The organism is Streptomyces sp. NPDC046759 (assembly GCF_040645475.1).
Classification (GTDB): Bacteria; Actinomycetota; Actinomycetes; order Streptomycetales; family Streptomycetaceae; genus Streptomyces.
Genome location: NZ_JBEYYJ010000051.1, coordinates 23,677 through 36,420 on the forward strand (window position 1 = coordinate 23,677; position 12,744 = coordinate 36,420).

Sequence of the window (12,744 nt, forward strand, 5' to 3'; positions counted from 1 at the left end):
AATCGGAACATCCTTGGGCGTATGAAGCATGGCGCCGCCGTGGCGGTCATCGATGCCCTGGGCACCGTGACCGCATGGAGCGAAGGCGCGCGGCAGCTCACCGGCCGCCCCGCCGGGGACGTCGTGGGCCGGCCCGCCACCGAGCTGCTCGCCGGGCACGTCCCGGAGGACATTCTGACCGCCCGGGCCGGCACCGTCGCACTGCGTCACCGCGACGGCCACCGCGTCCAGGTGGCCCTCACCTTCTGTCCCGTCGCCGGAGCCGACGGTAAGCCCGGCGGGTTCGTCGTCACGGCCGGCGCCTCCGGCACCACCCTGGCCGCCGAGGCCTTCGAACAGGCCTCCATGTCCATGTCGGTCTTCGACCTCCAGCAGCGCTACCTGCGCGTGAACGGAGTCGCCGCGCAGGTGCTGGGTATCCCCGAGGACGCCCTCCTCGGCCGGCACTTCCCCGAGACCGTCGACGAGGCCGAGTACCACAGCGGCTTCCTGGAGCATCTGCGCCAGGTCGCCGAGACCGGGCAGCCGGTCCGCTACGAGAGCTTCGTCACCGGGCCCGCCCAGAGCCGGGAGCACGCCTGGAGCATCGAGATGTGGCCGCTGCGCGACGGCAGCGGCGAGCCGACGGCCGTGGCCCTCGCCGCCTTCGACAGCAGCGAGCAGTACTGGGCACGTCGTCGCCTGGCCCTGCTCAACGAGGCGGCCACCGCCATCGGCACCACCCTGGACGTGGTGCGCACCGCCGAGGAACTGATCGGCATCCTCGTCCCGAGGTACGCCGACTTCGCCGCCGTCGACCTCCTGGACTGGGTGCTCGGCGCGGACGAACCGCCGATGGTCGCCGACGACGGTGTCGTGCTGCACCGGGTCGCCCACGGCTCGACCCGCGAGGGCAACCCCGGCGCGGCCGCCCGCATCGGCGAGATCGATGTCTACCCGCCCGGCTCGCCGCCGGCCCGCGCCCTGAGGGAAGGGCACGTCGTGCTCAGCAAGGCCGGCGAGCCGGGCTTCGCCGAGTGGCTCGCCGAGCGCAACGCCCGCTCACCCGAGGGCCGCCCGTACCGCGAGGGCGTCCACTCCTTGATCGCCATGCCCCTCCGAGCCCGCGGCACCACCCTCGGTGTCGCGGTCTGCGTCCGCAAGGCCCACCCCCACGACTACGTCCCCGACGACGCCGTCTTCGCCGAGGAGCTCGGCAGCCGCGCCGCCGTCTGCATCGACAACGCCCGCCGTTTCGCCCGCGAACGCAGCACCGCGCTCGCCCTGCAGCACAGCCTGCTGCCGAGCGGCCTGCCCGGGCAGGCCGCGGTCGAGGTGGCCCACCGGTATCTGCCCTGCGGATCGCTGGCCGGCATCGGTGGCGACTGGTTCGACGTCATCCCGCTCTCGGGGGGCCGGGTCGGCCTGGTCGTGGGCGACGTGGTCGGCCACGGCATCCAGTCGTCGGCCACCATGGGCCGCCTGCGGACGGCCGTACGCACCCTCGCCGACGTCGACCTGCCGCCCGACGAACTCCTCACCCACCTCGACGACCTGGTCACCCACCTGGCCGCCGAGGACAGTCGCGAGGAGATCGCCGAACTCGGCGCCACCTGCCTGTACGGCGTGTACGACCCCGTCTCACGGCGGCTCGGCCTGGCCGCGGCCGGCCACCCCGCCCCGGCCGTCGTCCTGCCGGGCGGCACCCCCGAGTTCGTGCCCATGAGCGCCGGACCACCCCTGGGCGTCGGCGGGCTGCCGTTCGAGGCGACGGAACTGGAACTGCCCGAGGGCTCCGTCCTCGCGTTCTACACCGACGGCCTGCTCGAGGACCGCGACCGGGACCCCGACGGATCCACCGAGGAACTGCGCCGGGCCCTCGGCGCACCCGCCGACTCCCTGGGGGCGCTGTGCGACGGCGTCCTCAAGGCCCTGCTGCCCGAGCAGCCCGGCGACGACGTCGCCCTGCTGCTCGTGTGCACCCGCGCCCTCGGCGCCGACCGCGTCGCCACCTGGGACGTCCCGCCCGACCCCGCCGAGGTCGCCGCCTTCCGGCAGGCGGCCGGCGAGCAGCTGACCGCCTGGGGGCTGGACGAGGCCGCCTTCGTCACCGAACTCGTCGTCAGCGAGCTCGTCACGAACGCCATCCGCTACGGTGAACCGCCCATCCAGCTGCGGCTGATCCGCGACCGCGCGCTCATCTGCGAGGTCTCCGACGCCAGTTCCACCTCACCACACCTGCGCCGGGCCCACGCCTACGACGAGGGCGGCCGCGGACTGCTGCTGGTCGCCCAGCTCACCCAGCGCTGGGGCAGCCGGCAGACGGGCCGCGGCAAGACGATCTGGGCCGAGCAGGCGCTGCCCGCCGGCTGATCACTGGAACGGGCGACCTGCTTCAACCACGCCGTGGAGCTCTCGGGACGGGGTGTCGCCGCGAACACAGAGGCAGCGCGGGCGAGCCGGGGCCGGAGCCCGGTGAGGCACCGCATGCGTACGGCTCTGCGTGCCGCCGTCGCCGGCGCGCTGGCCGTCGCCACCGCTCTGGCCTGCGGCACCGCCCGGGCGCCCCGACCGGGGGCCGGACGCGACGGCGCGGATCGGTCCGGACGGGGAGCCACCGAGCCGCCGAAGACCGCGGCCGGCCGGGTCGCCGAGCAAGGCGCGGCCGGGGGCCCCGGTCATGCCGCCGGGCGCTCCCGGACCACGTCCCGCGGCCGCTTGTCCTCGCGCAGCCCCAGGAAACGGGGATGCCGCAGCATCCCGTCCCTGGTCCACTCGGTGAACCCGATCTGCGCGACGAGCTCCGGCTCCACCCAGCGGGCGCGCGCCTCGCGCACGGCACCCGAGAACGGCGCGGTGTCACGGCGAAGCCCGTCCAGCCGCTCGCGCAGCGCCAGCAGGGTGGGCCGGTCGAAACCGGTGCCGGCCTTCCCGGCGTAGCGCAACCGGTCACCCTCGTAGTGGCCGAGCAGCAGCGCCCCAGTCCGACCCGGCTGCCCGCGGGTTCGGTGAAGCCGCCGATCACGAACTCCTGCCCCTGTGCGCACTTCAGCTTCAGCCAGTCCGGGGACCGGCGTGTCCGGTACGGTCCGCCGGCCCGCTTGGCGATCAGTCCCTCCCAGCCCCGGCCGCAGGCCTCGGCCAGCAGCTCGGCGCCGCCCTCGTTGCGATGCGGGGTCAGCCGCAGCGGGGCGCGAAAGGAGAGCGCCCGGCGCAGCAGCGACTTGCGGACGCGCAGCGGCAGTCGACGGGTGTCGTGGCCTTCCAGGCGCAGCAGGTCGAAGAGGTAGTAGGTCACCGCCACCCCGGACGCCTCGATGTCCCGGCGCCGGGTCAGTCCCATCCGCCGCTGCAGCCGCGCGAAGTCGGTACGGCCGCCGGTGAACGCGACGACCTCGCCGTCCACCGTGAAGTCGGCGCACTCCTGGGCCTCGAGCGCCTCCATGATCTCCGGATAGGTCTCGTTCAGCCGCTGGCCCGTGCGCGACAGCAGCCGCACCCGGTCGCCCTCGCGGACCGCCAGCAGCCGGACGCCGTCCAGCTTCCGCTCGAACAGCCAGCCCTCACCGAACTCCCGCCGGTCGCTGAGCGTGGCCAGCATCGGGGCCGCGGCGAGCTCCGCGCCCGGCGCGGCCGCGCTCAGCGACTCCCGCCGGCCCGCCGGCAGCGAGTCCAGCAGCGACTCCACCGCGGATCACTGCCCGCCGTCGGCCGCGACCTGGGCGAGGGTACGTCCGGTGCGCACCGAGCGGGCCCGCCGGGGATCCGGAGTGCCGTGCCCGTCCGGCCGCGCCGGGCCCTTGCGCACCAGCAGCCAGGCCTCCTCCTCGTCCGCGCCGCCGCGGAAGCGGGTGAGCGCGTACTCCCCGTGCAACTTGCTCCCGTGCAGCCGGAACGTGGCGTGCCCGCGCTCCAGGGACTCGGCGAACTCCACCGGGCGGCCCCGCCGGTCGTGGCTGAGCGGCTCATAGGTGCCGTGATCCCACACGATCACCGTGCCGCCGCCGTACTCGCCCTTCGGGATCACGCCCTCGAAGTCCTCGTACTCCAGCGGATGGTCCTCGGTCGGCACGGCCATCCGCTTGTCCGCGGGGTCGGTGGACGGGCCCTTCGGAATGGCCCAGGACCTCAGGACGTCGTCGACCTGCAGCCGGAAGTCGAAGTGCATCCGCCGCGCGTCGTGGATCTGAACCACGAAACGCGGCTCGTGGCCCGCGGCGCGGGACTCGCGCCCCGACGGTTCGCGGGTCCGCTCGAAGTCGCGCTTGCCGTGGTACGTCCGCAGCCGGTCCTCCGCTGCCACCTGCGGCTCCTTCCGTGCGTCCGGCTCACGGGGTCCGGGTACCCCGCGCCGGGTCCTTCAGCCCGCGATGCCGTCCAGCTCGGCGACCGCCTCTTCCGGCAGCACCAGGGAGGCGGCGGTGATGTTCTCCCGCAGATGCTCCGGCGAGGAGGTGCCGGGGATGAGCACGATGTTCGGCGACCGCCCCAGCAGCCAGGCCAGCGCCACCTGCTGGGGCGAGACCTCCAGCCGGGCGGCCACCTTCGCCAGGGTCTCGGACTGCAGCGGGGTGAAACCGCCGAGCGGGAAGTACGGCACGAAGGCGATGCCCGCGGCCGCCGTGCGCTCCACCAGGGCGTCGTCCTGCCGGTTGGCCAGGTTGTACAGGTTCTGCACGGTCACCACGGGCGCGATCGCCAGAGCCTCGTCCAGTTGGGCGGCGGTCACCGTGCTGAGCCCCAGGTGCCGGATCAGCCCTCGTTCGCGCAGCTCGGCCAGCGCCCCGAACTGGTCGGCCAGCGAGTCGTCGTTGGGGGTGTCCACGTCGCCCACCCGCAGGTTGACGACGCCGAGCGACTCCACGCCGAGGTTCCGCAGGTTGTCGTACACCTGCGCCTTGAGGTCCTCGGGGTGCCGCGACAGGATCCAGCTGCCGTCGGCTCCCCGGCGGGCGCCGACCTTGGTGACGATGTGCAGCTCCTCGGGATAGGGGTGCAGGGCCGCCCTGAGAAGCTCGTTGACGACCACCGGGCCGTAGAAGTCGGCAGTGTCGATGTGCGTGATCCCCGCCTCCACCACCGCGCGGAGCACCGCCACCGCCCGGTCGCGGTCCTTCGGCGGGCCGAAGACATGCGGCCCTGCCAACTGCATGGCGCCGTACCCGATGCGGGTCAGGGTCAGGCCGTCGGCCGGGGTGATGGTGCCGCCGAGCTGTGCGGTCATGTCGTACCTCTCAGGATGATGATCGGATGTCCGTGGCCGCCGGTCCTGACGGCGGCCACGCAGTCCACCCTGCGCCCCTCGCACCCGCCGTCGCAGTACCCCGGTGATCCTGGGACTGACAGGGCCAGTCACCGCCGGCCGGGCGGCCGTACGGTGGCCCCATGGACCGATCGAACGCGCTCGGCGAGTACCTGCGCGCACGCCGGGCGCTGGTGCGGCCCGAGGACGTCGGGCTGCCCCGCGGCGGCCTGCGCCGGGTGCCGGGGCTGCGCCGCGAGGAGGTCGCGATGCTGGCCGGCATCAGTTCCGACTACTACCTGCGGCTGGAGCAGGGCCGTGACCGCAATCCGTCCGTGCAGGTCCTGGAGGCCATTGCGGGCGTCCTGCGGCTCGACGCCGACGCCAGGGCCCACCTGGTGGGACTTGCGCAGGACCGGCCCGGCCCGGCGCAGCGGTCCCGACAGCGCACGCGCCAGGTGCCGGCGAGCCTGCTCCAGCTGATCGACGGCTGGCCGCGCAACCCCGCCTATGTGCAGAACCGGTACACCGACTGCCTGGCCGCCAACGCCCTCGCCACCGCGCTCACCCCGAACTACCGGCCCGGAGTGAACCTTCTGCGCGCCGTCTTCCTCGACCCCGCCGAGCGCGAGCTGCGCCGTGACTGGGAGGACCTCACCGAGGAGGGCGTGGCCGCGCTGCGCTCCGAGGCCGGGGCGGACGCCGACGACCCGCGGCTGCGCGACCTGGTCGGCGAGCTGTCGCTGCGCAGCGAACGCTTCCGCGCCCTGTGGGCCCGCCACGAGGTGCGGCCCCGGCGCGGCCGGGTCAGCCATCTGGCCCACCCGCAGGTCGGCGAGCTCGACCTGCAGTCGACCAAGCTGTCCGTGGACGGCACCGACGGACTCACCCTGGTCGTCTTCCACGCCGAGCCCGGCAGCCGCAGCGCCGAGCTGCTGGACATCCTCGGCAGCCTCGCCGCGCCGCCCGGAACCGACGGCACCCGGCACGGCGGCGCGCAGCAGCGGATCGAGGAAGAGTAGCGACCCGCCGAGGCCCGCAGGCCTCAGAACTCCTCGTGCCGCTCGGGGTCCCCGCCGAGCCGCCGAGGGGCGCGGCGGGCGATCGCCGCCAGCTGGTCGGAGTCCAGCTCGAAGCCGAAGACGTCCAGGTCGGCGCGCTGCCGGCCAGGGTCGGCCGACTTCGGGACGGGCAGCGCACCGACCTGGAGGTGCCAGCGCAGCAGCACCTGCGCCGGAGTCACCCCGTGGGCCGCGGCGACCTCCGCGACGGCCCGGTCCGCCAGCAGGTCACTGCCCCGGCCCAGCGGGCTCCAGCTCTCGGTCACGATGCCTTTGTCCGCGTGGAAGGCGCGCAGCTCCTCCTGCGGGAACAGCGGGTGCAGCTCGATCTGGTTCACCGAGGGCAGTACCCCGGTCTCTTTCTCCAGCCGCGTGATGTGCTCGGGGGTGAAGTTGGAGACGCCGATCGAGCGGACCAGTCCGTCCTCGCGCAGCTTGATCATCGCCTTCCAGGAGTCGACGTACTTGCCGACCCGGGGATTGGGCCAGTGGATCAGATACAGGTCGACGTACTCCAGGCCGAGCCGCCGCCGGGAATCCTCGAAGGAGGCGAGCGTCTGCTCGTAGCCGTGGTGGCGGCCGGGCAGCTTGGTGGTCACGACCACCTCCTCGCGCGGCACGGCGCTGCCCGCGACGGCCCGCCCGACACCGGTCTCGTTGCGGTAGTTCGTGGCCGTGTCCACGAGCCGGTAACCCAGGTCGAGCGCGGAGCGTACGGCCTGCTCGGCGGCCGTGTCGTCCAGCGGCCAGGTGCCGAGGCCGATGGCGGGGATCGTCGTACCGTCGTTGAGCGTGTGCGCCGGAATGCCGTTCACGATGGGACCTTCCCTCGACTGTGTCGTCCTCCCAGCCTCATGGATGAGGCGAGCGGTGATCAACCGGGCGGGGAGTTCGCCGTGCGCCGGCCCGGATGCCACGATCTGACGAGGAGCCGGTTCGGACGTTCGGACGAGCATCGGAGCGCGCATGACGACGCACAGGGCCACCGCGGACAACACCGGGCAGGTCGCGGGCGTGGAGGTGAGGCCGGTCGCCGGCCACATCGGAGCCGAGATCACCGGTGTCGACCTCGCCGGACCGCTGGACGACTCCGTGGTGGCCCTGATCCGGCAGGCCGTGCTGCGCTGGAAGGTGGTGTTCTTCCGGGGGCAGGAACTCGACCACGCCGGGCACGTCGCCTTCGCCCGCCGCTTCGGTGAGCCCGTCGTCCTCGGCCGGCGGGGAAGCGCCTCACCTGCGGACGTCCCCGAGGTGGAGACCACCGCCGACCGGCTGGAACTGGGCAGCCGGTTCGGGATGGACCACGAGGAGTGGCTGCGGCGGCGCCGGCACAGCCTGCTGCGCGGCTGGCACTGCGACCACGGCGCCAGGATCGACCCGCCGGCCGCGACCGTCCTGCGGGCCGAGACCGTCCCTCCGTACGGCGGCGACACCACCTGGGCCAACCTGGCAGCCGCCTACGCCGGTCTCTCGGCTCCGGTCCGGGCCTTCGTGGACGGGCTGCGCGCCGAACACCGGCTCGGCGTGGGCTACCAGCCCCGGCCCGGCGACGACGCGTATCTGCGCCATCTGCTCGACCACCAGGTCGCCTCCGTGCACCCACTGGTCCGGGTACACCCGCAGACCCGGGAGCGCGTGCTCTTCGTCAACGGCTACTACCTGGACCAGATCACCGACGTCTCCCGCCCGGAGAGCGCGGCGCTGCTGGAGATGCTCCTGGAGCAGGCCGTGCGCCCCGAGTACACCGTCCGCTTCCGCTGGGAGCCGGGGAGTGTCGCCTTCTGGGACAACCGGGCCACCATCCACCTCGCCCCCGGTGACAACGCCCACCTGGGCTTTCCCCGGATCATGCACCGGGTGATGCTCGCGGGGGAGGTGCCGGTCGGGGTGGACGGCAGGCGGTCGGAGGCGCTGGTGGGCACGGAGCCTGGCCGCTGGTGAGACAGGGCCTCCGGTCCCCTGCGCGCCTGCCGCCGGCAGCGACGGCGGCGCGACGGTCCGATCGGCACACGGCGTGCCGAGCCGTCCCCGGCCGGTGGGGCCGGTGGGGCCGCGGGGCCGGTGCCGGGCCGTCGGCGAGCGTACTCGGCCGGGCCCGCGGCACCGGCGGCCGCAGGTCAGCCCGCCGGCCGCCAACCCAGTGCCGGGCCCAGCTTCGTCGCCATGTCCGTCAGGATCTGGACGTAGTCCTCGGGCTCGAAGGTGAACGGCAGCGCGAACGCCACCTCGTCCACCTCACGGAACGCGGCGTGGGCGCACAGCCGTTCGGCGATCTCCTGCGAGGTGCCGACCAGGTCCGGCGCGAACAGCAGCCGAGCCGGTCCCTGCGGAGAGGCCGTGCGGGGCAGGCGCTTCGCCGCGTACGCCTCGTACCTGGCGCACTGCTCCGGGCTGGCGGAGTCGGTGGGTATCACCACCAGCCCGTGCGAGACCCGGGCCGCCTCGCCGTCGGGGTGACGGGCGCGGAACTCCCTGATGTGGGAGAGCTGGATCTCGGCGAAGTCCCAGGGCCCGCCGGGCTCTTCCGCCTTGACGACGCTGCTGGTCAGGAAGTTCATGCCCTGCTCGCCCGCCCAGCGCGCCGAGCCGAGGCTGCCGCCGCCGTACCACATGCGCCGGCCGAGGCCGGGGGAGTGCGGCTGGACCACGTCCGAGGTGAACTCGACGTGCGGCTGCCGCCGCACGGCCCCGACTCCCTCGGCCCCTGCGAAGGCGCTCGCGGGCTTGCCTCGCACCAGGTCCAGCAGCCGGCGCACCCGCTCGTAGCCGAAGTCCTCGGCGTCGGCCGTGTCCGGGTAGAGGGCATCCCTGATCTGCTCGAAGTGCATCGGCGGGCCCACGCTGACGCCCGGGTTGAGCCGGCCTTTGGACAGGACGTCCACCGTCGCCAGGTCCTCGGCGAGACGCAGCGGGTTCTCCCAGCCGAGCGGGGTCACCGCGGTGCCCAGTTCGATGCGGCGGGTGCGCTGGGAGGCGGCGGCCAGGACCGCGACCGGGGAGGAGATGCCGTACTGCAGATGGCGGTGGCGCAGCCAGGCGCTGTCGAAGCCCAGCCGCTCGGCCAGTTCGATGATCTCCAGAGTGGACTCGTGGCCCCGGGCGGGGTCCGCCGGGTCGAACAGGCCGATGGTGAGGAAACCCAGTTTGCGCAGCGGGCGGGCGGTGGACGGCACGGGTTCCTCCAGTGGTCGTACGTCGCTCTGCCTCCGATTCTGGCAGGGCGGTGTGACAACCGTGTGATCACTTCAGCGGAATGACGACCTCGTCCTCCACGGGCGGATCGACCTCCTGCGTCCGGTTGCCGGTCGCGGCGAAGCAGCGCAGCCGGACCGCCCCGGGGGCGACGTCCAGCCGGAGGAAGGACTTGAAGAACGGCGGGCTGTAGGTCGCCGAGCCGGGCGAGAAGAGCTGGGTGTACATCTTGCGCACGGGCAGCCGGACCCGGGATGTACGGTCCGGGCGGCCGCCGGTGCCGAGGAGGCTCGCGACCAGGCGGGCGCGCCGGGTGAGCCGGGTGTCCGGGCCGGGCTTGCGCCCCGGTTCGATGCCGAGGCGTTCGGCGACGACCGCGGTCGCCTCGGCCTCGGTCAGGGTGAAGAAGCGGCGCAGCCGCAGCCGGTGGCCGTACAGACGGCTGTAGAAGGCCAGTGAGTCGCCGCGCAGCGGATAGCAGCGGAACTCCCGCTCGGTGACGCCCGCGACCGACACGCGCGGGATGGTGTGCGTGGCGTGCATGAACGCTCCGCCGCCGCCCGCGACCACGTACTGGATGAGGCGGCCGTCCACGTCGACCGGATAGCGCTGGTAGTTGTGGATGTCGCCGCCGATCGCGGCCACGTAGTGGTGATCCGGGTCCCGGACGACGTCGTCCACCGTCCCGCCGCCCTCGATCGCGCACGGGTGGTGCTCCCCGTCCACGTACAGCGGTGATCCGGTGATCAGGATCTTCGGCTTCGGCCCCCGGGACACCTCGCGCAGCCAGGCGCCCTGTTCGGCGTCGATCGTGCCCAGCAGACCGGTGTCGATGCCGACGATCCGCAGCGGACCCGCGTCGATCGCCCAGTACGGCCCCGGCTGCACGGCCTGTTGGCCCGGCGCCGGCCGCAGCTCCCGTGCGGCGGCGAGCCGTTGCTCGTCGGCAGGCCGGGGCCGGTGCCACAGCAGGGCGCGCCACCAGGCGCGGCCGAGCGGGCGGGGCCGGGGGCCGGGGCCGAGCGGCGGGGTGTCGGCGCAGAAGACGCGCATGAAGGCGCCGAGGTCCTCGTACCAGTCGTGGTTGCCGGGTATCGCGTAGATCGGCGCCGGATAGTCGCGGTACGGGCGGAAGAACTTGTCGCCGTAGTCGTCGGCGCTGCCGACCGGGTAGATCACGTCGCTCGCGATCACCGCGAAGTCCGTGTCCCGGCCCACCTTCAGAAAGCCGGGAACGACGGCGTACTGGGAGTCGTCCCCCTCTCCGGTGTCCCCGACGACCATGAAGGAGAACCGGTCGGCGACCTCACGCCGGATCACCTTGTCCACGGGCGCCCCGGCCGCCCGGCGGCGCGCCACCCAGCGGTCGCGGGTACGGCCGGTCGGGTCACCGAACCAGGACGCCAGCACGCCGTTGCGGGCGGCCCACAGCGTCCGCGGGTTCAGCCACGACAGCTTCTCGACGTGGTCCGGCATCAACTGCTTGTAGAGGCCGGGCTCGGCCGATCCCCAGCCGGCGCCCTGTGCGGTATCGCGAGAGGAGTCAGACACACCGTGCACGGTAACAACGCGCCGGCCAGGGGCGCTTGGCGGGGCCCGGCCGTGACCAGGGCCCACTTGTGGGGGCGTGCCGGTACGCTGTGGAGCTGCCTGAAGAGGGGTCGACCATGGAACTCGCCTTCTCCGGCCGGGTCGTGGAGTGGCGCGGGCCGGCGCCGTACTACTTCGTCGCCGTGCCCGACGCGGAGTCCGCCGACATCCGTGACGTCGCCGCGGTTGCCAGTTACGGCTGGGGCGTGATCCCGGTCGAGGCCAGGATCGGCGGCACCGCCTTCACCACGTCCCTCTTCCCCAAGGACGGCGGGTACGTGCTGCCGCTCAAGAACGCCGTGCGCCGACCGGAGGGGCTCGCGCCGGACGACGAGGTGACGGTGGCGATGACCGTGCGTCTGTGAGGCCCGGGGCACCGGGAGCCGCTGCTCCTCAGGCCGGGTTCAGCCCGCCGTCGAGCGGGATGACCTCGCCGGTGAGACAGGTGCTCGCGATCACGGACGCCACCAGGTCGGCCACGTCGGCCGGCCGGGCCGGGCGGCGCATGGGCGCGCGCTCACGCCACAGTTCGTGCGCGTGGGTCCAGTCCTTCGTCATGGCCGTGTCGACGAGCCCCGGCGCCACCGCGTCGCCCCGCACGCCGGGCGCGAGCGCGGCCGCGAGCAGCCGGGTGACGTGGTTCCTCTCACGGCCTCACCGGCATAGGGAAAACCCTCGAATGACCTCCTTATGACTGACATGTTCGGGACAAGGCTGGAATCCTTCCTCCACGCACTGCACATCCCCGGTGTGTTCACGGATCACGGTCCCGCACAGCTCAGCTCACCCGGGCAGCAGACCCGTCTGCCCGTCTGTCACCGGTCGCGACCCGGCGACCGCAGCAGGAGGAGTACGAGTGAGACCCCACAGACGCTTTCCCCACAAGCGCGCCACGGTCGGAGCCGCCCTGGTCTCGACCGCGGCCTTCCTCGCCGTCGGCATCCAGTCCGTCCCGGCCAGCGCCAAACCCGTCGCCGCGCACCCCAGCCCGCTGCGCACCGGAGGCCTGGAGACCAAGCTCAGCCCGGCGCAGCACCAGGCGCTGATCAGGAGCGCCCAGCAGAAGACCGACGCGACCGCCCGCACCCTCGGCCTCGGCGCGAAGGAGAAGCTGGTCGTCAAGGACGTCGTCAAGGACAACGACGGCACCCTGCACACACGGTACGAGCGCACCTACGCGGGCCTTCCCGTCCTCGGCGGCGACCTCATCGTGCACACTCCGCCCGCCTCCCTGGCCGCGGGCACCGTGAGCACCACGTACAACAACAAGCACAAGATCCAGGTCGCCTCCACCACCGCGGCCTTCGCCAAGTCGGCCGCCGAGTCCAAGGCCCTCAAGACCGCGAAGTCCCTCGCCGCCGAGAAGCCCACCGCCGACAGCGCGCGCAAGGTGATCTGGGCCGGCAGCGGCACCCCGAAGCTCGCCTGGGAGACGGTGATCGGCGGCTTCCAGGACGACGGCACCCCCAGCCGGCTGCACGTCATCACCGACGCCATGACCGGCAAGGAGCTGTACCGGTACCAGGCGATCGAGACCGGTGTGGGCAACACCCACTACAGCGGGCAGGTCACGCTGACCACGACGCAGTCCGGTTCGACGTACACGCTGACCGACGGCGCGCGCGGCGGTCACAAGACGTACAACCTGAACCACGGCAGCTCGGGTACCGGGACGCTGTT

General features: G+C 73.1%; 10 protein-coding genes and 2 pseudogenes. 5 read left to right on the forward strand and 7 right to left on the reverse strand.

What is annotated here, in order from left to right; all coding sequences use genetic code 11:
- The first annotated feature begins 21 nt into the window (after positions 1 to 21).
- Positions 22 to 2,352, forward strand: coding sequence for a SpoIIE family protein phosphatase (locus tag ABZ919_RS39955; protein WP_361258731.1), 2,331 nt, complete (start codon positions 22 to 24; stop codon positions 2,350 to 2,352).
- Between the two features lie 305 nt (positions 2,353 to 2,657).
- Here ABZ919_RS39955 and ligD read toward each other — a convergent pair.
- The 3 genes and pseudogenes from ligD to ABZ919_RS39970 all read right to left on the reverse strand — a co-directional run bounded on the left by ligD (position 2,658) and on the right by ABZ919_RS39970 (position 5,203).
- Positions 2,658 to 3,667: pseudogene (gene ligD, locus ABZ919_RS39960) on the reverse strand (non-homologous end-joining DNA ligase).
- 6 nt (positions 3,668 to 3,673) lie between these two features.
- The gene (locus tag ABZ919_RS39965; RefSeq protein ID WP_361258734.1) at positions 3,674 to 4,282 is read right to left on the reverse strand and encodes a DNA polymerase ligase N-terminal domain-containing protein; all 609 of its coding nucleotides are present in this window, start codon (positions 4,280 to 4,282) and stop codon (positions 3,674 to 3,676) included.
- Positions 4,283 to 4,339: 57 nt separating this feature from the next.
- A complete protein-coding gene (locus ABZ919_RS39970; protein WP_361258737.1) occupies positions 4,340 to 5,203 on the reverse strand; it encodes an oxidoreductase in 864 nt (287 codons plus the stop codon).
- Positions 5,204 to 5,364: 161 nt separating this feature from the next.
- Between ABZ919_RS39970 and ABZ919_RS39975 the strand changes: the two genes are divergently transcribed.
- Complete coding sequence (locus tag ABZ919_RS39975) at positions 5,365 to 6,243, forward strand: helix-turn-helix transcriptional regulator (RefSeq protein ID WP_361258740.1); 879 nt, start codon at positions 5,365 to 5,367, stop codon at positions 6,241 to 6,243.
- Positions 6,244 to 6,266: 23 nt separating this feature from the next.
- On the opposite strand, the gene ABZ919_RS39980 is transcribed toward ABZ919_RS39975, so the two are convergent.
- Complete coding sequence (locus ABZ919_RS39980; protein ID WP_361258742.1) at positions 6,267 to 7,097, reverse strand: aldo/keto reductase; 831 nt, start codon at positions 7,095 to 7,097, stop codon at positions 6,267 to 6,269.
- 151 nt (positions 7,098 to 7,248) lie between these two features.
- Here ABZ919_RS39980 and ABZ919_RS39985 point away from each other — a divergent pair, with 151 nt between their 5' ends.
- On the forward strand, positions 7,249 to 8,223 hold the full coding sequence (locus ABZ919_RS39985) for a TauD/TfdA family dioxygenase (protein ID WP_361258745.1): 975 nt from the start codon (positions 7,249 to 7,251) through the stop codon (positions 8,221 to 8,223).
- Between the two features lie 176 nt (positions 8,224 to 8,399).
- Here the strand turns inward: ABZ919_RS39985 and ABZ919_RS39990 are convergent, their stop codons facing one another.
- Entirely contained in the window at positions 8,400 to 9,455 is a 1,056-nt protein-coding gene (locus tag ABZ919_RS39990) for an LLM class flavin-dependent oxidoreductase (protein WP_361258748.1), read from the reverse strand.
- Between the two features lie 67 nt (positions 9,456 to 9,522).
- Positions 9,523 to 11,025, reverse strand: a complete 1,503-nt coding sequence (locus ABZ919_RS39995; protein WP_361258751.1) for a metallophosphoesterase — start codon at positions 11,023 to 11,025, stop codon at positions 9,523 to 9,525.
- Between the two features lie 116 nt (positions 11,026 to 11,141).
- On the opposite strand from ABZ919_RS39995, the gene ABZ919_RS40000 reads away from it, so the two are divergent.
- Complete coding sequence (locus ABZ919_RS40000) at positions 11,142 to 11,429, forward strand: DUF1905 domain-containing protein (protein WP_361258754.1); 288 nt, start codon at positions 11,142 to 11,144, stop codon at positions 11,427 to 11,429.
- 28 nt (positions 11,430 to 11,457) lie between these two features.
- Here the strand turns inward: ABZ919_RS40000 and ABZ919_RS40005 are convergent, their stop codons facing one another.
- Positions 11,458 to 11,691, reverse strand: coding sequence for an SDR family oxidoreductase (locus tag ABZ919_RS40005; protein ID WP_361258769.1), 234 nt, complete (start codon positions 11,689 to 11,691; stop codon positions 11,458 to 11,460).
- A 229-nt stretch (positions 11,692 to 11,920) separates the two neighbouring features.
- Here ABZ919_RS40005 and ABZ919_RS40010 point away from each other — a divergent pair.
- A pseudogene (locus tag ABZ919_RS40010) lies at positions 11,921 to 12,744 on the forward strand (M4 family peptidase); the annotation flags it as partial.